The sequence below is a fragment of the Mesorhizobium sp. NZP2077 genome, assembly GCF_013170805.1.
Taxonomy (GTDB): Bacteria; Pseudomonadota; Alphaproteobacteria; order Rhizobiales; family Rhizobiaceae; genus Mesorhizobium.
The window spans coordinates 4,354,367-4,379,374 of record NZ_CP051293.1; the positions used below are offsets into that span (position 1 = coordinate 4,354,367).

Genomic DNA, 25,008 nt, shown 5'->3' on the forward strand with positions numbered 1-25,008 from the left:
GCGAAGCGGCGTAGGGAAGGGCAATCGATACGGGATCAAGCAGCATGACCGCACCAAAAGAACTCAGGGTCTCCAAGGACCGCAAACTGCTGTCGGTCACCTTTCCCAATCACCACCCGTTCGAACTGCCGGCCGAGCTGTTGCGCGTTGCCTCGCCATCGGCCGAGGTGCAGGGTCATTCGCCTGAGCAGCGGGTGACGGTTCCCGGCAAGCGCAATGTAGCCATCCTGAAGATCGAGCCGGTCGGCAACTATGCGGTGCGCATCACCTTCGACGATTTTCACGACACCGGCATTTTCACCTGGAACTATTTGCACACGCTCGGCCACGAGAGAGATGAGCGCTGGAAAGCCTATCTGGCGGAGCTTGCGGAAAAGGGATTGAGCCGAGACCGCTAAACTCATGCCGTCGCTGTCGTCAAAACGTCATCGATGTGGAGTAGCGCCGGCAAAGGTTCGGAGACGAAACGATGTCGCTCATCACCACGGTCGAACAGCTTGAGGCACTCTATGGCGTGCCAGGCGAAGCCTCACTGGTCAAGGAACTCGACCACGTCATTCCCGAATATGCCGCCTTCATCGAAGCCTCGCCCTTTGTCGCGCTGGCCACCAGCGGCCCGGAGGGACTGGATTGTTCGCCGCGCGGCGATCTCGCCGGCTTCGTGCGCATCGTTGATCCCAAGACGCTGATGATGCCGGACCGGCGCGGCAACAATCGCGCCGATTCGCTACGGAACATCATCAGGGATCCGCGTGTCGGCCTCTTGTTCCTGGTGCCGGGCTCCGGCACGACGCTGCGCATCAACGGGCGAGCCCATATCACCACCGATGCCGAACTTTGCGCGTCCTTCATGGTCGACGGCAAGGTGGCGCGCTCGGTGACCGTCATCGATATCGATTCAGTCTACTTCCAGTGCGCTCGGGCCATCGTGCGGTCGGAACTTTGGAATCCGGCCAAACATGTCGATCCGAAATCGCTGCCGACGCCTGGAAAAATCCTGGAAATCACCAGCCGAAAAAACATCGACGGCGAAACCTACGACAAGGAATGGCCGGAGCGGGCGAAGAAGACGATGTGGTGAGCGGACGCCTGGCCGAAACGGCGCTTACGCCTCCTTCAGCACCTCATAGATCTTGCGCATCTGTTCGCCGATCATGTCGCATTGTTCCGGCGTCGACTGGCTCATCGCTTTCTCGATCAGCGCCATATGCACTTTCAGCGCCTGCATCAGCAGCGCCTCGCCGGCTTCGGTCAAGGTGAGCCGCAGGATGCGCTTGTCCTTCTCATCGCCATCGCGGCGCAGCAGGCCACGCACCTCCAACTGCGGCAACAGCATGGTGATGTTGGAGCGGCCGACGAGCAGCTTGCGGGCAAGGTCGTGCTGCGACATGCCGGGATGGCGATAGAGGTTCATCAGCACGTCGAGCTGCGCCGGCTTCAGGTCCAGCGGCGCGAGTTTCACCGCCAGCGTGCGCTCCAGCACATGGCAGGCGCGCGCCACCGCGACCCAGTTGCGAAAACGCGGGTTGTCCCAAGGTAACTCTTGTTTATTGTTCATCTTTGAACTATTATGTTCATGCTTGAACGTATGGATGGATTCTCACTATGGCATCAATCGGGCTGAAGGTCATCCGGAGCGTATTTGGTGCGGCCGAACATATTGCGCCACGCATCAGCGGGCGCGCGGCTTTCGAACTGTTCTGCCGTACGCCGAGCACCAAGGCGCTGACCGACGGTGAGCGCCGCGCCATCGGCCGCGCCGCGGAGTTCATGACCGAGGCGCGCCATCATCGGCTGAAGACCAAGACCGGCTGCGTCATGGTGCACGAATTCCGGCCGGAGTCGGGCAGGGCGGCTGCCGGCACCGTGCTTGTCGTCCATGGCTGGCGTTCGCGCACCGAATATATGCGCGCCTTGATCGAGGGCTATCGTGCGGCCGGCTACAGGGTCGTTTCCCTTGACCTGCCGGGCCATGGCCATTCGCATGGCCGACACCTGAACATCGTCAATGCGGTCGAGGCCATACGGGTCGCCGGCGAATGGTTCGGTCCGTTCGTGGCAGCGGTTGGACATTCCTTCGGTGGCGCCGTTGCCGCCAATGCCATCGCCGGTTCGGTCAAGAACATCCCGCCGCTGGCCGCCAGGCGCCTTGTGCTGATCGCAGCACCGAGCTCCTTGCCGGCGATCTTCGCGGACTTCAGCCGCATGCTCAATGTCGGGCCGCGCTCGCAAGTCGCCATGGCGGACCGTGTCGAACATCTGTCCGGCCGGCCGCTGCATGAATTCACCGGCGACCGCCAGCTTGCCCAGGCGCCCGTGCCGACCCTGGTCATCCACGCGCCGGATGATCGCGAAGTGCCGGCCGAGCACGCGAAACGCTACGCTGGCGCTGGCGATCATGTGCGGCTGCACTGGGCCGATGGGCTCGGCCATCGCCGCATTCTTGCCGACAAGGGTGTGGTCGAACGCGCCGTTGCCTTCGTAGCGGACACCGCGAGCCGTCATTGCTGCATTGAGCCGCAATCCTCGTTCTATGCATGTCATTGTCTCAAAAACCGGGACCACTTTTGAGCGACATGCATGGGGCTATTTCTTCTTCTCGCCGGGCTCGACGGGCAGTCCGGCCGCCTTCCAGGCGGTGTAGCCGCCAAGGATGTGCTTGACCGGCGCAAGTCCCATATCCTGCGCCGTCTTGGTGGCCAGCGCTGAGCGCCAGCCGCCGGCGCAGAAGAAAACAAAACTCTTGCCCGAGGCAAAGAACGGCTTGTGATACGGACTTTCGGGATCGATCCAGAATTCCAGCATGCCGCGGGTGACATGTTTGGCGCCGGGGATTTTCCCGTCGCGCTCCACCTCGCGCGGATCGCGCAGGTCGACGAAGATTGTACCTTCGTCGTCGAGCAATCCGGACGCTTCCTCCGGTGAAACCACTTCGATCTCGGCGTTGGCTTCGTCCAGCAGTTCGCGATACCCCTTTTTCACCCTCTCGTCCCTCCCGGCCGCCACTTGGTTTGCGGCAGGTCGAATTTCGAGCACAACGGCCGGCGTTTGTCACGCCGCACCAGTAGGCCATTGTCCGGCAGGCAGTCGTTGCCGCGGCCATGCATCCACGGCAGCCGTCACGATGTTGTGAAACCGTTCTGCAACAGGCTTGCCGAAATTTATGAAAGCTTAACGAAATCGGTATGAATCGGTATAGTCACGCCTTACATCCGCCATGCGGTGAGCGAGACGTCTAGCGTGCGGAACGGGAACCGGTTGCGACCGGAGCGGGTGATCCATGAAATTCCTCGGTAAAAATGCAACCGCAATGCCGCTGATGGCGATCGCGGTAACGCTCGCCCTGGGCGCGCCCCAGGCAGGCGCGCAAGGGCTGTTCGACATGCTGTTCGGCGGCGGCATCAAGCACCAGCCGGAGGGCGAGTTTCCGCCTCCTCCACCGAAGCACAGACCCAAAGCCCCGGCCGGTGGCGGCGGTGTGAAGATCAGCGGCCCGTCCTACTACACCTACAAGGCCGACAAGCTGGTGCGCGTCGACTTCTCGACGCTGTCCACGGCACCGCAGCCAGCGACGGCGCAGGACGCCGCGTTCGTTCCGTCGGCAACAGGGGCTGCTTTCCATGACGCCATTGCCGGTCTCAGCGACTATGAACTCTACGCGGAACCCGACATCGCCAAGGCATTGATCGCCTACTACTCGGCCAATCCGGATTTCATCTGGGTGAACGGAACCAGCCCCAACAGCCGCGCGCAGGACGCGGTGCGCGTGCTTGGCGAGGCAGCGAGCTATGGCCTGACGCCCGCCGACTATACGGTCGAAGTGCCCGCCACCAGCGCGTCGTCGTCCGACACCAATGCGCAAGTGAAAGAGTTCGTCCGCTTCGAGATGGCGCTGTCGGCCCGGGTGCTGCGCTATGCCCGTGATGCCCAGAACGGCCGCGTCGATCCCAACCGGATGACCGGTTACTATGATTTCCCGGCAAAGCCGATCGACCTGGTGGGCGTGCTGAAGACATTGGCGCATACGCAGGAAGTGCGCACCTATCTCGAATCGCGCCATCCGCAGAATGCTGAATACCAGGCGCTGCGCGTTGAGTTGGAATCGCTGCAGGCGAGCGCCGAAAACGAGATCGTCGTCGATCCCAAGCTGCTGCTGAAGCCGGGCGAAACCAGCCCGGAACTGCCGAAGCTGCTGACGCTGATCGCACGCAGTCTCGATGACGACATGGGCGGCACCTATGGCGAGATGCTGTCGCGGCTGGCGACCAGCGAGGTCTACGTCCCCGAACTGGTTCCGCTGATCAAGGCGGTGCAGGTGAAGGAAGGCATGAAGGGCGACGGCGTCATCGGTCCGCGCACCGTTGCCTTGCTGGCCGGCACGTCGAAGGCCGACAGGCTGCTCAAGGTGCAGGTGGCGCTGGAGGAACTGCGTTGGCTGCCTTCCGATCTCGGCAGCCCGCGCGTCTTCATCAACCAGCCGGCGTTCACCGCCAGCTACATCGACAATGGCCAGGAGCAGTTGAAGACGCGCGCCGTCGTCGGCCGGGTCACCAACCAGACGGCTTTCTTCTACGACCAGATCAAGCAGGTCGACTTCCATCCCTATTGGGGCGTGCCGCAGTCGATCATCGTCAACGAGATGCTGCCCAGGTTGCGCAGCGATCCCGGCTATCTTGACCGGGCCGGCTACGAGGTGACGGATGCGCGCGGCAAGCGCATTCCGTCGTCGGCGGTCAACTGGGGCGCTTATGGCGCCAACATTCCCTACAATGTGCGCCAGCAGCCGAGCGAGGCCAATGCGCTGGGCGAGTTGAAGATCCTGTTCCCCAACAAGCACGCGATCTACATGCACGACACGCCGCAGAAATCGTTCTTCAAGCAGGATATGCGGGCGCTCAGCCATGGCTGCGTGCGCCTGCAGGATCCGCGCGGCATGGCGGCGGCCGTGCTTGGCACCTCGGTCGACTATATCGCCGAGAAGCTGAAGCACGGACATTCGACCGAGGACGTGACGCGCAAGATCCCGGTCTATGTCGCCTATTTCACCGCATGGCCCGACATGTCCGGCAAGGTCGAGTATTTCAACGACGTCTACGACCGCGATTCGCGGCTGAAGCAGGCCCTGGACGCCACCGAGGCGGTTCGTTCGCCGTCGAGCTGAGCGCAGCATTTTCGCATCTGGAGCGGTTCAACGTCCGATCGTTGAACTGCTTTTTATCGTTCCGACAGAGGACGCCGGAAACCGGCGTCCCGACCGGCAATCAGCCAGTAGATGAGCCCTGCAACAAGGCCGGCAGCAGCGATGATGCCGATGTCGGCCCAGCGCTCCGGATTCATGTCCTCGGTCGGAGTAGGCCAGATCAGGAAGAAGCCGCCGGCCGCAGCCGCCGCGCCAAAGAGCATGTGCAGCAGGACATTGCGCAACGAAAAGAATTCGGCAATCAGCGCGAAGATCAGGGTCTGCAATCCCGTTATGACGATTGTCACGAAGTATATGAACATGCCGAGTGGTGGCACCACCAGCGCCGCGAGCGGCGTGACGACGGCAAAGCCGAAATACTCAGGCGCGTTGGGCAGGGCACTGAGCGTGGCGTAGATTGCCACCACGGCGATCAGTCCGACCAGCACGGCCACAAGATAGCCGGCTAACATCATCAATATACGTTTAATCACGTGTTTTGCCGTCGCCATGCCCATACCCCCGTCCGGCGCACTCAACCAGTCCAGTCAGCCATCAAAGCACGGCTGACGCAAGGGGAGGCACAAGCGGGCTGCTTTGGCGGCTTTCGTGGATCACGAAGCAGTCTGATCAGGCGCCGCCACACAGATGTTCCGAATCCGGCAGGGCCCAACTGCCCTTGGCGACCAGGTCGAGGGCGTAAAAAACTCGGCCGCGGTCGTCGTCTTTGGGGCAATCCCTGGGAATGGCGATCAGGCACATCTCGACGGGTTCGCCGACCTTCGAGGCGACGAGGCCAGGCTCGCGATCATAGGAGACAGACCCGCCGCCATTGGTGAAGGTGGCTGCGCTGCCGCCCTCAGGCGGGGCCGTTTCCAGCGGGTCGTCTCCAAGCCGCGTGGTCAGCGTCTTGATATGCGTGGTCGCACATTGCCCGACGGCCGAGGGCAGGGGCTGATCGCGGTTGTCGGGGTTGCGCGCAGCGGCATCCAGCGCCTTCTTGCCGATCAGCGCGATGTTATAATCCTGCACCCATGAAGGCGCATTGCCATAGGTCTGCAAAGCGTTGTTGAGCGCGCTGACGATGCAGGCCGTATCGCCCTTGCAGGCGTTGCGGTCGGCAATCAGCCCGCGGGCAATCTTGCGCTTGTCGCCGCCGAATGCCGGCTCGAAATCCTTGTAGGCCTTGGCAACCAGCAGATCGATGGCCGACAGCTGCGGATCTGCGCAGATAGCCTTCTCCGCCGGCAGGCTTGCCTTGGCGCAGTCGAAGGACGGCCCCTCGGCCCGCGCCGGCGCGGCTCCAAGGATGCTGCCGGCCAAAATGGTAGCAAGCACCAGCATGACATCGGTTCGAACGGAAAATCGCATGACGGCCCCCAAGCCAACAGGCGCTGCCCCGCGCCTGACATGCATATCATACTCCAAGGATGGACATTTTGCGGCGGGGCCGGCTAGCGATCGAAGCGTCCGGTGAAATGTCCGCCGAGGCGTCTATTTTGGCTCGGCTGTCACCGGATCATAGGTGATCTCGACCTTCGCCTTGTCCGAGGTGTAGTAGGTGACGGTGTAGGCGTCTTTGTCCCAGTCGACCTCTTTCACATAGCGAAAGCCGTCGCGCTGCTCGACCTTGGCGAGGATCTCCGACAGCTTCTTGGCATTGGGCGGCGGCAGAGGCGCTTCATCCGCGGCAAAGGCCGGCCCCGCGGCGATAAGAACGGCGACGCTGGTCACCAGCAGAACTCTGGACATGGCTTTCCCTCAAGTTTCGGTCGACAGAAACTCGTTGGTGCTCCGGTTTGTTCGGTATCTGAAATGCGGGACCATTCAGTCCATCGATTTGCAGATGCCCGGAAGAAAAAATCCGCCAAAAAACCACGATGCGCCGCTTCACTATTCGTTGCCATATTGCTGGCGGTTCACTTGGGGGTCCATATGCGCACGCGTCATGTCGTCATGCTTGCACTGTCAGTGCTTTCCATCCCGGCCGTTTCCATGCCCGTGCAGAAAGCCAGGGCGCTGGAACCTGAAAAATACACGGTCTACTGCGCGAACGACCACATCGAAGTGTCGTTCTGGGATCTCGACCAGATGAAGGTGCGGAACGGCTCCGACGTCTGCCAGTTCCAGAGCTATACGAGCTACAGCAGCGCGCTGAATTTCGCCCAGAAGAATTTTGGTGGGGAAGGGGCGAGTTGTAGTTGCTAGCGGTGCTGGCCTTGAGTGCATTTTCAGGAAGGTAGATGGTGGGCGATGCAGGGATTGAACCTGCGACCCCACCCGTGTGAAGGGTGTGCTCTCCCGCTGAGCTAATCGCCCGCTCGTTGCCCGAAGGCCAAGCGAGCCGCGATATAAGGGAGGCAGGCCGGTTGAGTCAAGGCGCTGTCTGGCGTTCTTCCGAGGACCGGATTGCCGCACTTTCGAGTCTGTTTCCGGCGGGACGCCGGCCGCGTCCGATCAGTATCCTGCGGCGGCGTTGATCAGCTTCTCCGCCAGATCCAGCGTCAGCGCGTCGAAATGCGAAATCACCGCCGAGGGCTCGAATTCACGGACATGGCGGTCGGTGTAGCCGAAATCGACGGCGACGACGGGAATGCCGGCAGCCTTGGCGGTGTCGATGTCGGTTTGCGAATCGCCGACCATCAGCGCGCGGTGCGGATCGCCGCCGGCCCGTTTGATGGTTTCTATCAGGTGGCGCGGATCGGGCTTGCGGAACGCGAACGTGTCCTGGCCGGCGATCGCGGCGAAATGCCTGGTCAGGCCGAGCGCTTCGATCAACGCCAGCGAGTTGGCCTCGTATTTGTTGGTGCAGATAGCCAGGAGATAGCCCGCCTTCTCGAAGCGTGCGATCGCCTCGGTGACGCCGGGGTAGGGACGGGATTTGCCGGGAATGTTGTCGGTGTAGTGATCGAGGAACAGTTTTAGCAGCCGGTCATGTTCGTCGACATCGAGCAAGCGCTGCTGGGCGGCGTGCGCCCGCTCTATCATCACCCGGCCGCCATGGCCGACGAAGCGCTTGAAGCCGGCTTCGTCGACGGCCTGGAGTTCGCTGGCGGCAAGGCTGTGGTTGAGGCTGTCGAGCAGGTCCGGCGCCGTGTCAACAAGCGTTCCGTCGAGGTCGAACACGATGATCGGGCCGGTCATGATCCATCCTGCGCAGGTTTGTGCATCGGCAGGCGATAGCGGCTGCGGCGCGTCAAGGCAAGCAGAGCGGTGGATGGCGGCCCAAGGGCTTTGACCACGGTCAAAGGCTTTGACCCGGCCGGCAAAAATGCTAGGAGCCCGGACCACTCAGTTTCATGCATGTCGTTTTCCCAAAACCGAGGTCACATTTGGGCGACATGCATTAGGTTCCGGGGCAGCAAGCGGCATGGATGCAAGACAGTTGAAGGTCGAGGCCGCGCGGGCCGCCCTTGCCCATGTCAGTGACGGCATGCGGCTCGGCATCGGCACCGGCACCACGGCGGAAGAGTTCGTGCGCCTGTTGGCCGACAAGGTCGCCACCGGCATGACTGTCATCGGTGTGCCGACCTCGGAGCGCACCGCAGTACTGTGCCGCGAGCTTGGCGTGCCACTGTCGACGCTGGAGGAAACGCCCGAGCTCGATCTCACCGTCGACGGCGCCGATGAAGTCGATCCGGAACTGACCCTGATCAAGGGCGGCGGCGGCGCGCTGCTGCGCGAGAAGATCGTGGCCGCGGCCTCGCAACGCATGATCGTCATTGCCGACCGGTCGAAGATGGTCGAGACGCTCGGGCGTTTTCCGCTGCCGATCGAAGTCAACCAGTTCGGCCTGCGCGCCACCGAGATCGCGATAGCCGCGGCGGCTGCAAATCTCGGCCTTTCCGGTCCGATTACATTGAGGATGACGGGAGGCCAGGCTTTTGTTACAGACGGCGGCCATTTTATCCTCGATGCATCTTTTGGCCGCATTCCGGATACAAGAGCGCTTTCGAATGCTCTCCATGCCATTCCGGGCGTGGTCGAGCATGGTCTTTTCATCGGGCTGGCGTCAGCGGCCATCATCGCCGGCGGCGACGGTATCCAAACCGTCCATGCCGCCCGAAAACCAGGGAGTTCTACCGATCATGATGTTGCATAACCGGGTTCGCGGCCTTTGCGTCGTTCTGGCGGCTTCGGCCGTTTTCGCCTTGTCGTCGCCGGCGTTTTCGCAGGACGTCACCGATTCGCACCTGAAGGCGGCGCGGGCGGCGGTCGCGGCGATCCATGCGACCGACCCGTTCGACGGCATCCTGCCGCAGGCGGCGGCCGCGCTCGAATCGCAGCTCATCCAGAAGAACCCGGACATGCAGGAGCTGATCAGCAAGACCGTCAATGAGAAGGCGCTGGCGCTGGCCTCGCGCCGCGCCGATCTCGAAAAGGAAGCAGCCCTTGCCTATGCGAAGGTGTTTTCAGAGAAGGACCTCAATGACATCGCAACTTTCTACAGCTCCGACGCTGGCAAGAAGCTGCTTGACAGCGGTCCGACTGTGACGCGTGAATTGGTCAAGGCAGCCGACATCTGGCAAAATGGCGTCGCCCGAGATCTCGCCCAGCAGGTCGGCCAAACGCTGGCGGCCGCCGCCAAGGCTGCGGCGCCTGCTCCGGCTGCGCCCGCCGAGGACGCCGCTCCGGCCGACAATTCAGCTCCGGCTGATGGCGCGGCTCCGGCCGATGGCGCCGCACCCGCCGACGGTTCGGCTCCCGCCGACGGCACGCAGAACTGATCCTGCGTTTTCAAATCCGGCCTTGCGGCCATCTGTGAAGCCCGGCTCGCCCGGGCTTTTCTTTTGGCCCTTGGCGGCCTACCTGTCACTCTCATTTTCCGACATTCAAGGAGCCGCGTCATGGCCGATTATGACTACGATCTCTTCGTCATCGGCGGCGGCTCGGGCGGGGTGAGGGCGGCGCGCGTCGCCGCGGCACTCGGCAAGCGCGTCGGTATCGCCGAGGAATACCGTTTTGGCGGCACCTGCGTCATCCGCGGCTGCGTGCCGAAGAAGCTCTATGTTTACGCCTCGCAATTTCCGGAGCATTTCGCAGACGCTGCCGGCTATGGCTGGACGGTGCCGGAAGCCAGTTTCGACTGGCGCACACTGGTCGCCAACAAGGATCGTGAAATCAGCCGGCTGGAGGCGATCTACAAGAAAAATGTCGAGGGCGCCGGTGGCGAGACCTTCCATTCGCGGGCTATGATCGTCGACCCGCACGTGATCCATCTTCTGGCCGAGGACCGCACCGTTACCGCCGACCAGATCCTGATCGCGACCGGCGGCCGGCCGGCGGCGCATCCAGCGCTGCCCGGCCATGAATACTGCATTTTCTCCAATGAGGCTTTCGACCTCAAGGAGCTGCCGAAGGCGATCATGATCGAGGGCGGCGGCTATATCGCGGTCGAGTTCGCCAACATCTTCCACGGCCTTGGCGTCGACACCACGCTGGTCTATCGCGGCAAGGAGATCCTCAGCCGCTTCGACATGGATCTGCGTCGTACGCTACACGAGACCATGGAGAAGAAAGGCATCAAGATACTTTGCCATTCGGTGTCCGAGGGGGTGCGCAAGCGGCCGGACGGCCGGCTCGACGCCCTTCTTTCCAGTGGCCAGACGCTGACAGTGGACCAGGTCATGCTGGCCATCGGGCGCATCCCCAACACCGAGAATATGGGCCTGGAAGGCATCGGCATCGAGATGAGCGCGGCCGGCGCGATCAAGGTCGACGATTATTCCCGCACCAACATCGACAACATCTGGGCGATCGGCGACGTCACTAACCGCGTGCAGCTGACGCCGGTGGCGATCCATGAAGCGATGTGCTTCATCGAGACGGCATTCAAGGATAACCCGACCGCGCCGGACCACGAGACGATCGCGACCGCGGTCTTCTCACAACCGGAAATCGGTACGGTTGGCCTGTCGGAAGACGAAGCCGTGAAGCGTTTCGCCGATATCGAGATCTACCGCGCCAGCTTCCGGCCGATGCGGCATACGCTGTCGGGCCGCGACGAGAAGATGCTGATCAAGCTGGTGGTCGATGGCGCGTCCCGCAAAGTGCTCGGCGCACACATATTGGGGCCGGATGCCGGCGAAATGGCGCAGCTGCTCGGCATTCCGCTGAAGGCCGGACTGACCAAGGATGACTTCGACCGCACCATGGCCGTGCACCCGACCGCGGCGGAGGAACTCGTCACCATGTACAAGCCGACATATCGGGTGAGAGACGGCGTGCGCGTCTGACCTTTCGCCTGCCGCAGAGGGGAGCATCAATGTCCGTGACCGCCGGCGCCGCAGCGCTTGATCGTGGCTTTGGCGGACGTGTCAATCAGGTCGTCGACAGGGCGATCGAGGAGGGACGCGTCGTCGGCGCGGTGATCCTTGTCGCCCGGCACGGTGAAGTCCTTTATAGGCGCGCCGCCGGCCTCGCCGACCGCGAAACGAACAAACCGATGGCGACGGACGCGATCTTCCGGCTTGCGTCGGTGACTAAACCCGTCGTCGCAACAGCCGCACTTGCCCTTGTCGAAGCCGGCGTCATCCGCCTCGATGATCCCGTGACAAAATTCATCCCGGAATTCCAGCCGAAACTGGCAGATGGGAGCGAACCCGTCATCACCATCCGCCAGTTGCTGACGCATACTGCGGGGCTGGACTATGGTTTTCGTCAGGCGGCGGATGGGTCTTATCATCGCGCGGATGTTTCCGACGGTCTCGACCAGCCCGGCCTCTCCATGGCCGAGAATCTCGAGCGCATCGCGTCGGTGCCGCTGTCCTATGTCCCGGGAACGGGATGGAGCTACTCGGTGGCGATGGATGTTCTGGGGGAAGCGATGGCGAGAGCCACTGGTGCCTCCTTGCCGGAATTGGTCGATCGCCTGGTTGTCCAACCGCTCGGCATGCATGACGCGGCCTTTGCCGTACGCGATCGATCCCGGCTGGTGACGCCTTACGCCGACGGACCCGGCAGGGCTATCTCGATGGGCGCGCATCATCGCGTGCCGTTCGGCAACGGCGCCATCTCATTCTCGCCCGGGCGTGTCTTCGATCCCGCTTCCTTCGCCTCGGGCGGAACCGGCATGAACGGCACCGCCGGCGATGTCCTCAAGCTGCTCGAGGCGTTGCGTTCGGGCGGCGCGCCGGTCATCCGCCCCGAGACGGCCGCGGCGATGACCACTGATGCGATACCAAGGCTGGAAACCACCATGCCTGGCTGGGGCTGGGGGCTCGGATTTGCCGTCCTTCGTGACCCGATCTCCGCGTCGACGCCTCAAAGTGCCGGCACATGGCGCTGGGGTGGCGTTTACGGTCATTCGTGGTTCGTGGATCCGGCATTGGAGCTGACGATGTTGGCGCTGACAAACACGGCCATCGCCGGCATGACCGGCGCCTTCCCCGATGCACTCCGCGACGCCATCTATGGCAGGCAGGCCTAGGACGGCCGCCGGCCATGGCCAGCGGCGGAGACCGTTGACGCTGCTACAGCAGCGTGCCGCGCAGGATCACCAGCGCCACCGAGAAATAGATCACCAGCCCGGTGACATCGACCAGTGTGGCAACAAACGGCGCCGATGCGCTGGCCGGGTCGAAGCCGATGCGCTTCAGGGCAAATGGCAGCATAGACCCTGACAGGGAGCCAAAGGTTGACGATGCCGACCAGTGCCGCGCCGACGGTCCTGGCGATCAGATCGCCGACTGCCGTTCTACCCGGCAAGTCGCGGTGAAATCACCGTTATTTCTGCTTCAGCCGACGCGAGAAACGCAGCCATTTGTCCTCTACCGGCCGTGGCTGCGCCAGGATCGTGGTGAGTTCGACAGGCAGCGTCGGAACCAGAGGCTTCTTGGTGGCGACGCCGTCGGCGATCAAGACGATCGAGTGGTAGAACTCGGTACCGGCAGCCGATCGCGGCGCCACCGCTTCGTGCATGACGCTGATCACCGTGACATCGGGGCAGTTGTCCTTGATCGCCTGATGGAAGGCAATCTTGCCCTCAGGGTCGAGCGCACCGGTCGCTTCATCGAGGAACAGCAGTCCCGGCTGCTGCAGAATGATGCGGGCCACCACCAGCTTCTGCTTCTGGCCACCCGACAGGACCTGATCCCAGCTTTTGCCCTCGCGGCTTTCATTGGCCATTTGTTCGATGAAGTCGCCGAGACCAGCCTTGTGCAGCGCGGACGCGACCTGGGCATCGCCATGATCATGTTCGGAGCCCGGCAGGCAGACCAGCTGTTTCAGCGACACCTGCGGGAGCTTGACCTCCTGAGCGGCATAAAAACTCTTCACCTCGTCAGGGAAGACGATGGTGCCGTGGCCGTAGGGCCAGAGGCCGTTGATCGCCTTGATCAGCGAAGTCTTGCCGCAACCGGATTCGCCCTTCAGGAAAGTCCACTCGCCGCGCCGGAAGCGCAAATTGGCGGTACTGAGGAAGGGCGTGGCGTCCTCGCCCTGATGCGCCAGTTCGAGCTTCTGGATGGTCAGGCCGAAGACCGGGTTCTGGCTGGCATAGTGGAAGTCGGAACGGCCGGTCTTGCTGTAGAACTCCTGCGGATGCTGAACATCCTCGATCGCATTCGCCAGTTCGGTGACACGCTGGCTGTTGGCGCGTAGCGTCGCGATGGCCGGCATGACGTGGATGAACCACGAGCACTGGCTGATCAGCTGGGCGACCATTTCAGAGCCGGTTATATAGCCTTTGTAGTCCAGGCGATTGTGGATGAACGACACGAGACCGGGACCATAGGCGACGATCCGGGCGCCGATGAAGTTGTAGATCAGCTCGAACGACGTGTAACTGTTGTTGACGACATTGAGCCTGCCCCACGTGCGATCGATGTCGACATAGAGCCGGTCGTGCATCGATTTTTGTACGCCCTCGCCGTGCGAGGCGGCGACATGGAAGCTGCGGCGCAGGAACGTCGTCAGTTCACTGCGGTAGCTGCCCTCGGCCTGCTGCATGCGGATATTCAGCCGCTCGAGCAGGCGCCCAAGCTTGACCGCAATCCAGGTGTTCAGCGGCACGTAAATGGCGACGGCGAGGAAGGCCAGCACTGCGCTGCCATAAGCGCCGAGGAACTCCAGCCCTTTGACCTCGACAGAGGATCCAATCAGATTTTCGCCGATAAAATAGAGCGACGTCGCGACACCCAGAACGCCCATGGCGAGACCGATCGCCCCGCCGGTCATGTCCTTGATCGATTCCTGGATGCGCTGGTCGATGTTGTCGGGCGCCACGATACCGCCGGCCGCCGAACCGTGCTGGGCATGGAAATGCGTATGATTGCCGTCGAGCAGAGCCTGGTTGAACTGGCTGTTCAGCCAACCACGCCATTTTCGGTGCAAGGTTGCAGAGACAAGACCGCGCACGCCGGTAAAGCCGGCATCCTTAAGCACGACCAGCACAACCAATATGCCGGCGTTGGTCAGAATTGCCTGCAGCGGGTTGGTGTTGGCGGCATCGTGGAAGAAGGCGATCGAATTGCCCAACTCGCCCAATGCCACGGCAAACCACACGCCGGCCTTGCTGGAAAGCGCCGTCAGCAGCGCGATGACGACGGTGAGCGTCCAGGCTTCCTTCCAGTGGTCAGACAACCAGTAGGCCTTCATTAGCCCCCAGAAACTGCGCATCGAGGATACCGGCGTCAAATGCGACGGCCGTGCGGCGCCGCGGTGTAGTCTATCCGATACTGACTCCTGCGATCGTTTGCCGATCCGAATCACGATCCCGCCCAAACCTTTTCTTGTTTTGTAACGGATGGTAACACCAATTGATCATTTTCCATTAATTTTTCTAGGGGGCCTGCGGGATTGAAGTGCCGGGCCGTGTCGGCAAGGCAACAGAACGGCCTTTCCGGGGGGGTGCGCGGAAGCCGGCGAAACCGTGATTTACCGCAACGATGTCAGAAGGTTACCAAGCAATTTGTAAGACGCTTCTACCTTCCCCCAGGGAAGGCTCCCACACGATTTTGTGACTCATTCTGGCGTGCCGGGTGGGCGGAATTTTCATTGCGGGCTAACCAAAACTCCCGAAAATCGACCGTCCTTGATGTCTGCTTCCTTGCCATCATCGTCCTTGCCGGAGGCGGAGAAATGACCTGAAATGGTCTTTGCGGCAGGGTCGTACGTTTCGATCACCACTTCGCCGCTCTTGAACCTGACGTGCCCGACCATGGCGCCGGAATCGAGGATGTTGAAGTTGGCGCCATTGGCGGGAAATCCGCCGCCGAACGGGTAGGTGCCGACATAGTCGCCTGGCGTTTTCAGCACCAGCATCGAATTGAATGTCATCGTCGGCGAGCCCTGTTGGGTCCCCGACAGGTTCAGCACCGGTTTGCCTGCCATCTCCAGCGTCGTGCCTTGCGCGAAGGATGCCGTCCACGGCTTGCCGTCGAAACTGGCGGTCATGGCGGCGTCCCCGGCGTTTGCGGCCGATATGAACTGCGGGCCGGCCAGAACCGTGAGGCAAAGCAGCAAGAATGAAACGCGGCCAAGTCCTGTGAGCATTGTGACCATGAACGTCCCCCATCGATCAACCATGCTGGGGACACTAGCGCAGAGCTTGACTGCCGGCGATTCACCAGATCGTCATGCGAAGGGTGCCGTTTGACAAAATACGTAGATGAGGTTGAACCTAGTCCGGGGCTGTCGGCACCAATGCATATCAGGTTCTCTTACAAGGAAGGTTCCCAATGCTTGCACGCGAAGCCGCACCCGCAATCCTGTTGCTTTTCGCGTGGCTGCCTCTGGCGCATGCCGGCGGACAATCCTTTCCGGCAAGTTCGCAAGGGCAAGTCGAGTTCAATGCTCCCTCTGGTAACATCGGCTGTATCTACACGCCGAAAGGCGGCACCAGCACCTATTCACCACAGGACGGCGGTCCGGAACTGAGCTGCTCCCGGATTGAACCAAGCTACGTGACCGTAATCCTCGGCCCAAAAGGCCCGGCCACCCTAATCAAGAACCCCGGTGAACAGAGCTGTTGCAGTGATGGAGACAAGCTCGACTACGGGAACAGCTGGAGCCAGGGGCCGTTCACTTGCCAGTCGTCGACCAAGGGGCTGACCTGCACCGGCAGCAATGGTCACGGGTTCTTCGTCAGCAAAGCCAAGGTGACGGTGCAATAGGCTGCAGCGCCCGCGGAAGCGGCGGCGCTCAGCCGACCTTGTCCAACTCGCCGCGTGCCTTGGCCGCGGCCACCTGGCGGATCGCATCGGCCAGCGTGTCGGCGTCTTGCGCACCCATGACTGCGTATTTGCCTTCGATGAGAAAGCACGGCACGCCTGATATGCCCATGCGCGCCGCCGTGGCGATCTCGGTGCGCACCGCTTCGACATCGGCATCGGTCGGCAGGAGCGTCGCGGCCACGGACGCATCCATGCCGGCCTCACGGGCGGCTTCGACCAGCACGGCATGGTCGCCGATGTTGACGCCCTGCTCGAAATTCAACTGGAACAGGCGACGGACCAGTCTGTTCTGCACGGCTTCGCCGGCGGCACCCGCCCAGCGGATCAGCCGATGCGCATCCAGCGTGTTAGGCGCCACCTTGATGGCGTCGAAGGCAAAGGAAATGCCCTCGGCTTCGCCAAGCGGTTCGATACGGGCATGGATCTCGCGGATGCGCTCCTCGCTGCCGAACTTGGCCAGCATGTACTCGCGGCGGTCCTTGCCTTGCGGCTGAATGGTCGGATCGAGCTGGAACGGCCGCCAGCGTATATGCACATCGACATCGCCGACCGCGGCGACCGCGGCGACTGCCTTGTCCAGCCGCTTCTGGCCAATGAAACACCAGGGGCAGACGACGTCCGACACCACATCGACGGTTATCGCGTTCGCTTCGCTCATCTCGATCTCCGGGCTGTCAGTTCGGTTTGCGCCACCATGTCGGCAGCTGATATCCGAATATGGGCGTCTTCCTCGGATGTTCCAGATAATTCCAGTAAGCAAGCCACTGCTGCGTGTTGTACTGCGTCGGCACCATGTAGTAGCCCGAGATCAGCAGCCGGTCGAGAACGCGAACGGCGGCGACATAGTCCTCCTTCGATTGGGCGCGCAGCATCGCTTCGATCGCCGCATCGACCGCCGGATCGGCAACGCCGGCGAGATTGAACGAGCCTTCGGCCTTGGCCGCCTCGGAGCTCCAGCGTCCGAGCTGTTCGAAGCCTGGCGACAGGGAATTGTTGAAGCCGCTGGATCCGATCAGAGCCTCGAAATCGAAGCGCTGCTTGCGTGACTGGATCTGGTCGCCGTCGAGGCTACGGATGCTGACGTTGATGCCGATCTTCTCCAATGTGCGCTGATAGATGCCGGCCAGGCGCTCCTCATCCTGCGAAGCAGTCAAGATCTCGAATCCGAAAGGTTTGCCGTCGGGATCGAGCATCGTACCGTCCTGGACATGGTAACCGATGCTTTTCAGGAGATCGAAAGCTGTCTTCAACACCTTGCGGTCCTGGCCCGAACCGTCGGTTACCGGCGGTGTCCAGGTGCCGTCCATGACGTCAGGCGGCACACGGCCGGGGTAGGGGGCGAGCAACGCCTTCTCCCTGTCGTCGGCCGGATGGCCGAGCGCGGAAAGCTCGGAGTTCTGCCAATAACTCATCGTACGCGTGTACTTGCCGCCGAACAGGTTCTTGTTGGCCCATTCGAAATCGTAGAGCATGCCGAGCGCGCGCCGAACCACCGGATTGCCGAACTTCTGCAGCCTCGTGTTGAACAGGAAACCGGTCACGACGGGCGGAATGCCGGTGTCGAAGGTTTCGGCGACCACGTCACCCCTGTGGAAGGCCGGGAAATCGAGATCGCGCTCACGCTTGACCGGATCGCTGTCGTCGTCGATGGCGCAGAGGCCTTTCTTGAAGGCCTCGAGCTTGGCGTTGGCGTTGAGGAAATATTCGATGGTGATCTGGTCGTAATTGTCGAAGCCGCGCTTGGCCGGGACATCCTTGCCCCAATAATCGGGGTTGCGCTTGAACACGATGCGCTGGCCAGGCGCCACCTGGGCAATGGTGTAAGGTCCACTGCCAATCAGCGGCTTCAGCGTTGTCTTGTCGAAAGTCTCCTTGTTGAAGGCATGTTTCGGCAGGATCGGCGTCAGCGCGATAATCAGGGGCGTTTCACGATTGGCCTTCTCGTTGAATGTGAAGCGCACGCTGTGATCACCGGTCTTTTCAAGCTTGGCGATCAGGCTCATGCGTGCGTTGTAGGGCGGGCGGCCCTTGTCGGTAAAGACATCGTAAGTGAACAGCACATCCTCCGGCGTCACCGGTTCGCCGTCTGACCATTTTGCGGTGGGGTTGAGATGGAATTCGATCGACTTGCGCTGGGGATCCATGTCGACGCTATCTGCGAGCAAGCCATAGAGACTGAAGGCCTCGTCGTTGTTGCGCTGCATCAACGGCTCGAAAACGAGGTTGCCGTAGTTCAGATCCATCATGCCGCGCGCCGTCGTGCGCAGGCTTTTCAGGATGAACGGGTTGAGGTTGTCGAAGCTGCCGACGACGCAATAGGTAATGTTACCGCCCTTCGGCGCGTCGGGATTGACGTAGTCGAAGTGGGTATAGTCAGGCGGCAGTGCTGGCTCGCCCTGCATGGCAATAGCATGCTTCGGTTCCGACATGGCCGGCCGCGGCGAGAGGGTGAAAAGAGATGTCGCGGTGATCAGCCAAACAAGAACGCGGCCCATGACCGTCTCCTTAACAGGTCGACTTGATGATTCGATGCGCACCCTAGCATGAGGCAGCTGCGAGCCGGCCAATGGTGTCATCAAGAATTACAGGAGGCGGGCTGGATTCGGCACCGCTTGCAGTGTAACACGCCGTCCGAAGTCATCCTGTTGCCTCATTTCGGCAACAGGTAGCTGGACCACACGGCGCAGAGAAGCCGGTTCCGGGATCATTTGAGAGGAAGTGCACGATATGACGAGCCTGAACAGCAATGCGTACCGCCTTTCGGTCATGGCCGCGGGCGTGGTCGGCTTTCTCTGCGCAGGACTACCTTCTGCTTCCGCACAGCAGCAGCCGCAGATCCCACAGGGCTGGTTCAAGGCCTGCACCAAGCAGGAAGACGTCGACATCTGCAACGTCCAGAACATCGTCACTGCCGGTAACGGCCAGCTCGTCACCGGTGTGAGCCTGATCGAACTCAAGGGCAAGGTGAACCGCAAGGTGTTCCAGGTGACGGTCCCGACTGGCCGCCTCGTGCCTCCCGGCATCGGCCTGCAGATCGACACCGGCAAGGCGCAGAAGCTCGACTATGTCATCTGCTTCCCGGATCGTTGCGTGGCCGAAGTGCCGCTGACCGACCAGCTCGTCGCCGCGTTCAAGAAAGGTCAGGGGATCACTCTGACCTCGATCAATTTCCAGAACCAGGCCAACCCGATCAAGATCGCCCTGCAGGGCTTCAGCGGCGCCTATGACGGCGCGCCGCTGCAGCAGTCGGACATCGAGGATCGGCAGAAGAAGCTCCAGGACTTCGTCGCCAAGAACAACCAGGACTTCGCCAAGAAGCTCAAGGACGAGCAGGACAAGGCCAAGACCGCCAACTGATCATCGGCATCGGGCCAACACCGAAGCCAAAGAAAAAGCGGGGTCATGCCCCGCTTTTTTCAATCCAGGCCATGGCCTGGATCTCCTGACGAATGGCCGGAATGCCGGAACGTCAGTGCCTGGACTGCCGTTTCGGCTCGTAGCGTCCGTCCGGCTTCTTGTCGAACATCTCCTTGATCTGCGGGTGGCGCACCGGCTCGCCCGACTGATCCTCGAGCAGGTTCTGCTCCGACACATAGGCGATGTATTCGGTTTCCGAATTCTCGGCGAGCAGATGGTAGAATGGCTGATCCTTGCGCGGCCGCACGTCGGCAGGGATGGCTTCGTACCATTCGTCGGTGTTGGCGAATTGCGGGTCGACGTCGAAAATGATGCCTCGAAACGGAAACAGCCGGTGGCGAACCACCTGTCCGATCGCGAATTTGGCCGTTTTCATCGTACTCACCACTGAATTCCTTGACTTTATTTGGCGCAGACTCCGAGTCAATTCAATCCCGAAGCGTTTGAGCGTCCTCAAGCTACGCAGAATGCGGCGCAAAGGTTTTTGATTGACGTCGCGATGCCGCGATAAGTCCGCAAGATCGCTACTGCCGCCGCATCGGTTTTCGCAGGCCGCCGGCGAGTGCTGCAAAACCACTGCCGGGACGAAGCCCTTCGCGCATGAAGAAGGCGCGCAGCGGTGCAAAGCCACCGAGTACGCTAAGACCAGCGCCGCGTGCCATCTGCGCCGGCAGCATATCGGAGAGCAGCGACATGTTGAGCAGATTGACTGCGCTGCTGCGCGCCAGGATGTCGGGGCGGCGTTTGAAATCGTAGGCGGCAAGGGCGTTGGCCGCGCCGGGATCGCCACGATTGTCGTCAGCAATTCCAACCAGATCGTCAATATCCCTGATGCCAAGGTTGAGGCCCTGCGCGCCGATCGGCGGGAATACATGCGCGGCTTCGCCGACAAGCGCCACCCGCCGATGTGCAAAGCGCAAGGGCGTCACGGTCGAAAGCGGATAGATCTGGCGGCCCGGTTCTACCGTCACTCGGCCCAGCATCGACTGCATCTGCTGCTCGACCCGCAGCGAGAGCGCTGCATCATCCAGTGCGGCAAGCTCCTTGGCTGTCTCGGGCTTGACCACCCAGACGAGGCTTGAGCGATTGCCGGGCAACGGAACCTGCGTGAACGGACCGGTCTCGGTGTGGAATTCGGTCGAGGTGAAGGCATGCTCGCTTCTATGGCCGAAATTGAGCACGAGCGCCGCCTGAGGATAGGAGCGCGCGGCGGTCGAAATGCCCGCCGCCTCGCGCGCAGGCGACAGGCGCCCATCGGCGGCGACCGCCAACGGCGCGCCAACCTCACCGCCGTCGGCGAGCGTTGCATAAGCCTTGTCGGCATCGAGACGCCAGGTCTTGACCATTGACCTCAGCCATTCGATCCCGGAATGCGCGGCCACCTTGCCGGCAAGCGCCGGGCCAAAGACGCTGTTGGGCAGGTTCAGCCCGAACTGGTCCTCGTCGATCTCGCTGGCGCGGAAGGTGACAACGGGGCTGCGGATCAGCCGGCTGGTCGCATCGACGATGCGCATGATTTTCAAGGGGGCGGCCTTGGGCTTGATGTCTTCGAGGACATCAAGCCGCTCAAGCACTTTCAGGGCAGGGTTCATCAGCGCCGTGGTGCGGCCATCGGGGGCCGACGCCTCAGGCCCGACAAGCGTCACCGGGAAGCCGGCATCGGCGAAAGCGAGCGCCGCGATCAGCCCTGCCGGTCCCGTGCCGGCAATCAGTATCGACGCTGTTTCCTGATGCTCCAAGGATCGGCTTTCGGCTTGCGATGCGAGGCGGCCACCAGACCTGCCAGTCAAGGAGCATATAGGTCAGATCATGCGGCTTGATCAACGCGGCGATTCGGCCCATTCGGGTGTCATGACCGGCCACCAGGACGATTTCAGCCATCTCGACCGCGCCGGCCGCGCCACGGCTGATATTGCGCGCAACCCGCGCTTGGCGGTCAATGTCGTCGTCGGCGCCGGCATCGGGCTCGCCTGGTTGTCGCTCGCCGCGATGGCGATTCGCGGTGCCGAAGCCCGGGGCAGTGCCCCTGGCGACACTCTGCTGCACGGCCTGCCACAGATGCCGTTGCCCGACTTCCTGGAGCGGTTCTTCGCGATCTGCCTGTCGCCGGCGCCGCTGGACGCAGGCATCGGGTTGCGCGCCCTGGCACTTGTCCTGATGTGGTTCCTGATGGCGATCGCCGCGATGCTGCCGTCCGCGGCGCCAATGATCCGTACCTATTGCGAGATCGCCGATACGGCGCGGATCAAGGGCGAGCCGGTCGTCCATCCGCTGGTGCTGGTTGCCGGCTATCTCGGGGTCTGGCTCGCCGCCTCGATGCTGTTTTCGGCACTGACGTTGGGCGTGCACACTTTCACCGCGCCCGGCGAAATCTACGATCCGGTGCTTGGCATTGCCGGCGCTCTCGCATTGCTGGTTGCAGGCCTCTACCAGTTCAGCGGCCTCAAGGAGGCTTGCCTGAAAAAATGTCGCAACCCGTTCTCGATCCTGTTTTCGAACTGGAGTGCCAAACCGATCCCCGTGTTCCGGCTTGGCGTCGCGCAAGGCATATGGTGCCTCGGCTGCTGCTGGGCGCTGATGCTGGTGATGTTTGCCGTCGGCGTGATGAACATCTTCTGGATGGCGCTGATCGGCGTGTTCACCCTGATTGAAAAACAGACGACGGGAAGTCTTCCAACCCGGCTGGCCGGTGCGATACTGCTTGTCTGGGCAGGCGCGCTGCTAGTAGTCTCGCTGTGAGTGGGGGGAATTCAATGACAGATCAGGGCTGGGCAATGAAAGGAGAGCTTGTACTCTCCTGCAATTGCACGGTTTTTTGCCCTTGTGTGCTGTCGCTCGGCAGTCACCCTCCGACCGAGGGCTATTGCCAGACCTGGGCGGGTTTCCGTATCGACGCCGGTCATTTCGGCGAGGTTGACCTCTCCGGCCTCAACCTTGGGCTGATCATGGAAATCCCCGGTTATATGAGCCGCGGCAACTGGACCGCTGGTCTCTTCGCCGACAAACGTGCCTCGGTCTACGCGGTCAAGGCATTGACGAAGATCTTCACCGGCAAGGCGGGCGGGACCACGTCGCTGCTGTCGATCCTGGTCGGAAAATTCCTGGGTGTCGAACAGGTGCCGATCACCTATGAGACGCGGGACAAGACGCGTATCTTCCAGATACCGAAGATCATCGACGGGGCCGTTACGCCAATCGCGGGCAAGGATCGCGAGAAGGATACGGTGATCACGAATTCGGAATACTGGATCGCGCCGGAGATCATCGTGGCGAGGTCCGACAAAAGCAAGATGCGGGCCTTTGGCCGCAACTGGAATTTTGCTGGCCGCTCGGCCGAAATCTGCAAGCTGGATTGGCGGGGCCCGTGAGCAAGAACACAACAGCCAGGAATTTGGCGGCAAGGAAAGCCGCCAAGAAGCTCACCGATCGGATTCCGCGACCGAAGAAGAAGGTCACCTGGCCGCAGGCGAGGGCGTTCTCCGTTCATCTGCTGACGGCGTCAGGGTCGTTCCTTGCCTTCCTGTCACTGGTGGCGGCGAGCGAGGAACGCTGGACGGCGATGTTCTGGTGGCTTGGACTGGCGCTGTTCGTCGACGGTATCGACGGGCCGATCGCCAGGAAGCTCGAGGTCAAGGAGATCCTGCCGACCTGGTCGGGCGAACTCCTCGACAACATCATCGACTATGTGACCTATGTGCTGATCCCGGCCTTCGCGCTCTACCAGCGCGGATTCATGGGCGAGGGCCTGTCGTTCCTGTCGGCGGCGATCATCGTCGTCTCCAGTGCGATCTATTATGCCGACACCGGCATGAAGACGAAGGAGAATTTCTTCAAGGGATTCCCGGTTGTCTGGAACATGGTGGTGTTCACGCTGTTCGTCATCGAGCCGGGACAATGGGTCTCGTTCGCGGTGGTGGTGGTGGCCGGTGTTCTGACGTTCGTCCCGATCAATTTCATTCATCCGGTGCGGGTGGTGCGCCTACGGCGCATCAATCTGACAATGACGCTTTTGTGGTGCGCCTTCGGCGCGCTTGCGCTTGCGCAGGCGGCTCTGGCCGCCTTCTATGATCAGATCGGCGTGCTGGGCGAACAGGTCAGCACTTTCATCAAGATCGGCATCACCATCAGCGGGCTCTACCTCGCCTCTATCGGTGGCATCATGCAGTTCTTTCCAAATCTCGGTGCCAAGAAGGCTTGATCAGCCACTCCCATAGGAAGCCAATCCATGTCCAAAGCGATCCGCATCCACGCCCATGGCGGCCCGGAAGTTCTGACCTATGAGGACACCGATCCCGGCCAGCCGGGTTCGGGGCAGATCCTGGTCAAGCATACGGCCATCGGCCTCAACTTCATCGATGTCTATCATCGCTCAGGGCTCTATCCGCCGCCCGGCGGTTTTCCGCTCATTCCCGGCAGCGAAGCCGCCGGCGTGGTGCAAGAGGTCGGTGAGGGTGTCGACTGGCTGAAACCTGGCGACCGGATCGCCTATTCGACGAATGTCGGCGCCTATGCCGAGCAACGCGTCATCGCCGCCGACCGTGTGGTGAAGATTCCCGAAGGCATCAGTGACGAACAGGCAGCCGCGATGATGTTGAAAGGCATGACGGCCGAATATCTCTTGCGCCGCACCTTCAAGGTGAAGGCCGGCGACACGATCCTGTTCCATGCTGCGGCCGGCGGCGTCGGCCTCATTCTCGGCCAATGGGCAAAACATCTCGGCGCAACCGTCATCGGCACGGCAAGTTCGACCGACAAGATCGAGCTCGCCAAGGCGCACGGCTTCGACCATGTCATCAACTACAAGGAGCAGGATTTCGTCGCCGGCGTTGCCGCAATCACCGGCGGCAAAAAATGCGACGTCGTTTACGATTCGGTGGGCAACGACACCTTTCCGGCCTCGCTCGACTGCCTGAAGCCGCTCGGCATGTTCGTCAGCTTCGGCCAGTCCTCGGGACCGATCCCACCATTCTCGATGTCGCTGCTGGCCCAGAAGGGTTCCTTGTTCGCGACCAGACCGACGCTGTTCGTCTACAATGCAAAACGCGAGGACCTCGATGCCTCCGCGGCCGCACTGTTCGAGGTGGTGCTCAGCGGCGCCGTCAAGATCCAGATCAACCAGCGCTATGCGCTGAAGGATGCGGGCAAAGCGCATGCCGACCTTGAGGGTCGCAGGACAACAGGGGCGACCATTCTCATCCCTTAGTCCCGCCAGGCTTGCTATCCCTTGAATTTCCGCTG

The 25,008-nt window shown here is 61.8% G+C and carries 26 protein-coding genes, 1 tRNA gene and 2 pseudogenes; 15 read left to right on the plus strand and 14 right to left on the minus strand.

The window, feature by feature from the left end; translation table 11 throughout:
• Nucleotides 1-44: 44 nt before the first annotated feature.
• On the plus strand, nt 45-398 hold the full coding sequence (locus tag HGP13_RS21610) for a DUF971 domain-containing protein (protein WP_172228898.1): 354 nt from the start codon (nt 45-47) through the stop codon (nt 396-398).
• 71 nt (nt 399-469) lie between these two features.
• On the plus strand, nt 470-1,081 hold the full coding sequence (locus HGP13_RS21615) for a pyridoxamine 5'-phosphate oxidase family protein (RefSeq protein ID WP_172228900.1): 612 nt from the start codon (nt 470-472) through the stop codon (nt 1,079-1,081).
• A gap of 24 nt (nt 1,082-1,105) precedes the next feature.
• On the opposite strand, the gene HGP13_RS21620 is transcribed toward HGP13_RS21615, so the two are convergent.
• Nucleotides 1,106-1,558: a MarR family transcriptional regulator gene (locus HGP13_RS21620; RefSeq protein ID WP_172228902.1), complete on the minus strand. Its 453-nt coding sequence runs from the start codon at nt 1,556-1,558 to the stop codon at nt 1,106-1,108.
• A gap of 47 nt (nt 1,559-1,605) precedes the next feature.
• Between HGP13_RS21620 and HGP13_RS21625 the strand changes: the two are divergent.
• Nucleotides 1,606-2,516, plus strand: a pseudogene (locus HGP13_RS21625) (alpha/beta fold hydrolase).
• A 70-nt stretch (nt 2,517-2,586) separates the two neighbouring features.
• On the opposite strand, the gene HGP13_RS21630 reads toward HGP13_RS21625, so the two are convergent.
• Entirely contained in the window at nt 2,587-2,982 is a 396-nt protein-coding gene (locus HGP13_RS21630) for a rhodanese-like domain-containing protein (protein WP_172228906.1), read from the minus strand.
• A gap of 298 nt (nt 2,983-3,280) precedes the next feature.
• Here HGP13_RS21630 and HGP13_RS21635 point away from each other — a divergent pair, with 298 nt between their 5' ends.
• Nucleotides 3,281-5,161, plus strand: coding sequence for a murein L,D-transpeptidase (locus HGP13_RS21635; RefSeq protein ID WP_172228908.1), 1,881 nt, complete (start codon nt 3,281-3,283; stop codon nt 5,159-5,161).
• 53 nt (nt 5,162-5,214) lie between these two features.
• Here the strand turns inward: HGP13_RS21635 and HGP13_RS21640 are convergent, their stop codons facing one another.
• The 3 genes from HGP13_RS21640 to HGP13_RS21650 form a co-directional block, all read right to left on the minus strand.
• On the minus strand, nt 5,215-5,697 hold the full coding sequence (locus HGP13_RS21640; RefSeq protein WP_172228910.1) for a hypothetical protein: 483 nt from the start codon (nt 5,695-5,697) through the stop codon (nt 5,215-5,217).
• 112 nt (nt 5,698-5,809) lie between these two features.
• Nucleotides 5,810-6,550, minus strand: a complete 741-nt coding sequence (locus tag HGP13_RS21645) for a lysozyme inhibitor LprI family protein (RefSeq protein WP_246707086.1) — start codon at nt 6,548-6,550, stop codon at nt 5,810-5,812.
• A 123-nt stretch (nt 6,551-6,673) separates the two neighbouring features.
• Nucleotides 6,674-6,931, minus strand: coding sequence for a PepSY domain-containing protein (locus HGP13_RS21650; RefSeq protein ID WP_172228912.1), 258 nt, complete (start codon nt 6,929-6,931; stop codon nt 6,674-6,676).
• Nucleotides 6,932-7,114: 183 nt separating this feature from the next.
• Between HGP13_RS21650 and HGP13_RS21655 the strand changes: the two genes are divergently transcribed.
• Complete coding sequence (locus HGP13_RS21655) at nt 7,115-7,387, plus strand: hypothetical protein (RefSeq protein WP_172228914.1); 273 nt, start codon at nt 7,115-7,117, stop codon at nt 7,385-7,387.
• Between the two features lie 36 nt (nt 7,388-7,423).
• Here HGP13_RS21655 and HGP13_RS21660 read toward each other — a convergent pair.
• Nucleotides 7,424-7,498 (minus strand) — tRNA-Val (locus HGP13_RS21660).
• 138 nt (nt 7,499-7,636) lie between these two features.
• Nucleotides 7,637-8,323 carry a phosphoglycolate phosphatase gene (locus HGP13_RS21665; protein WP_172228916.1) on the minus strand — a complete coding sequence of 229 codons (687 nt, stop codon included), beginning with the start codon at nt 8,321-8,323 and terminating at the stop codon, nt 7,637-7,639.
• A gap of 226 nt (nt 8,324-8,549) precedes the next feature.
• Here HGP13_RS21665 and rpiA point away from each other — a divergent pair, with 226 nt between their 5' ends.
• The 4 genes from rpiA to HGP13_RS21685 all read left to right on the plus strand — a co-directional run bounded on the left by rpiA (nt 8,550) and on the right by HGP13_RS21685 (nt 12,608).
• On the plus strand, nt 8,550-9,281 hold the full coding sequence (rpiA, locus tag HGP13_RS21670; protein WP_172228918.1) for a ribose-5-phosphate isomerase RpiA: 732 nt from the start codon (nt 8,550-8,552) through the stop codon (nt 9,279-9,281).
• A complete protein-coding gene (locus HGP13_RS21675) occupies nt 9,268-9,906 on the plus strand; it encodes a DUF2059 domain-containing protein (RefSeq protein ID WP_172228920.1) in 639 nt (212 codons plus the stop codon). The genes rpiA and HGP13_RS21675 overlap by 14 nt, the downstream gene beginning before the upstream one ends.
• A gap of 120 nt (nt 9,907-10,026) precedes the next feature.
• Nucleotides 10,027-11,415, plus strand: a complete 1,389-nt coding sequence (gene gor, locus HGP13_RS21680) for a glutathione-disulfide reductase (protein WP_172228922.1) — start codon at nt 10,027-10,029, stop codon at nt 11,413-11,415.
• 29 nt (nt 11,416-11,444) lie between these two features.
• Nucleotides 11,445-12,608, plus strand: a complete 1,164-nt coding sequence (locus HGP13_RS21685) for a serine hydrolase domain-containing protein (RefSeq protein WP_172228924.1) — start codon at nt 11,445-11,447, stop codon at nt 12,606-12,608.
• A 43-nt stretch (nt 12,609-12,651) separates the two neighbouring features.
• On the opposite strand, the pseudogene HGP13_RS21690 reads toward HGP13_RS21685, so the two are convergent.
• From HGP13_RS21690 to HGP13_RS21700, 3 genes and pseudogenes are all read right to left on the minus strand, one after another.
• Nucleotides 12,652-12,859, minus strand: a pseudogene (locus HGP13_RS21690) (magnesium transporter); the annotation flags it as partial.
• Between the two features lie 45 nt (nt 12,860-12,904).
• Complete coding sequence (locus HGP13_RS21695; RefSeq protein ID WP_172228926.1) at nt 12,905-14,797, minus strand: ABC transporter ATP-binding protein/permease; 1,893 nt, start codon at nt 14,795-14,797, stop codon at nt 12,905-12,907.
• Nucleotides 14,798-15,172: 375 nt separating this feature from the next.
• Entirely contained in the window at nt 15,173-15,682 is a 510-nt protein-coding gene (locus HGP13_RS21700) for a DUF6252 family protein (RefSeq protein WP_172228928.1), read from the minus strand.
• Nucleotides 15,683-15,858: 176 nt separating this feature from the next.
• On the opposite strand from HGP13_RS21700, the gene HGP13_RS21705 reads away from it, so the two are divergent.
• Nucleotides 15,859-16,293 carry a hypothetical protein gene (locus HGP13_RS21705; protein WP_172228930.1) on the plus strand — a complete coding sequence of 145 codons (435 nt, stop codon included), beginning with the start codon at nt 15,859-15,861 and terminating at the stop codon, nt 16,291-16,293.
• A 28-nt stretch (nt 16,294-16,321) separates the two neighbouring features.
• On the opposite strand, the gene HGP13_RS21710 is transcribed toward HGP13_RS21705, so the two are convergent.
• Both HGP13_RS21710 and HGP13_RS21715 read right to left on the minus strand, forming a co-directional pair.
• Complete coding sequence (locus tag HGP13_RS21710; protein ID WP_172228931.1) at nt 16,322-17,011, minus strand: DsbA family protein; 690 nt, start codon at nt 17,009-17,011, stop codon at nt 16,322-16,324.
• A 16-nt stretch (nt 17,012-17,027) separates the two neighbouring features.
• Entirely contained in the window at nt 17,028-18,848 is a 1,821-nt protein-coding gene (locus tag HGP13_RS21715; protein ID WP_172228932.1) for an extracellular solute-binding protein, read from the minus strand.
• Nucleotides 18,849-19,080: 232 nt separating this feature from the next.
• Here HGP13_RS21715 and HGP13_RS21720 point away from each other — a divergent pair, with 232 nt between their 5' ends.
• The gene (locus tag HGP13_RS21720; protein ID WP_172228933.1) at nt 19,081-19,710 is read left to right on the plus strand and encodes an invasion associated locus B family protein; all 630 of its coding nucleotides are present in this window, start codon (nt 19,081-19,083) and stop codon (nt 19,708-19,710) included.
• 112 nt (nt 19,711-19,822) lie between these two features.
• On the opposite strand, the gene hspQ is transcribed toward HGP13_RS21720, so the two are convergent.
• Together hspQ and HGP13_RS21730 are read right to left on the minus strand one after the other, a co-directional pair.
• On the minus strand, nt 19,823-20,146 hold the full coding sequence (hspQ, locus tag HGP13_RS21725; protein ID WP_027027770.1) for a heat shock protein HspQ: 324 nt from the start codon (nt 20,144-20,146) through the stop codon (nt 19,823-19,825).
• A 148-nt stretch (nt 20,147-20,294) separates the two neighbouring features.
• On the minus strand, nt 20,295-21,509 hold the full coding sequence (locus HGP13_RS21730; RefSeq protein ID WP_172228934.1) for a UbiH/UbiF family hydroxylase: 1,215 nt from the start codon (nt 21,507-21,509) through the stop codon (nt 20,295-20,297).
• Between the two features lie 70 nt (nt 21,510-21,579).
• Here HGP13_RS21730 and HGP13_RS21735 point away from each other — a divergent pair, with 70 nt between their 5' ends.
• The 4 genes from HGP13_RS21735 to HGP13_RS21750 are packed head-to-tail and all read left to right on the plus strand — an operon-like array spanning nt 21,580 to nt 24,973.
• Complete coding sequence (locus HGP13_RS21735) at nt 21,580-22,509, plus strand: DUF2182 domain-containing protein (RefSeq protein WP_172228935.1); 930 nt, start codon at nt 21,580-21,582, stop codon at nt 22,507-22,509.
• A 14-nt stretch (nt 22,510-22,523) separates the two neighbouring features.
• On the plus strand, nt 22,524-23,138 hold the full coding sequence (locus HGP13_RS21740) for a DUF1326 domain-containing protein (protein WP_172228936.1): 615 nt from the start codon (nt 22,524-22,526) through the stop codon (nt 23,136-23,138).
• A 23-nt stretch (nt 23,139-23,161) separates the two neighbouring features.
• Nucleotides 23,162-23,968, plus strand: coding sequence for a phosphatidylcholine synthase (pcsA, locus tag HGP13_RS21745; RefSeq protein ID WP_172234803.1), 807 nt, complete (start codon nt 23,162-23,164; stop codon nt 23,966-23,968).
• 27 nt (nt 23,969-23,995) lie between these two features.
• On the plus strand, nt 23,996-24,973 hold the full coding sequence (locus HGP13_RS21750; protein WP_172228937.1) for a quinone oxidoreductase: 978 nt from the start codon (nt 23,996-23,998) through the stop codon (nt 24,971-24,973).
• Nucleotides 24,974-25,008 lie beyond the last annotated feature (35 nt).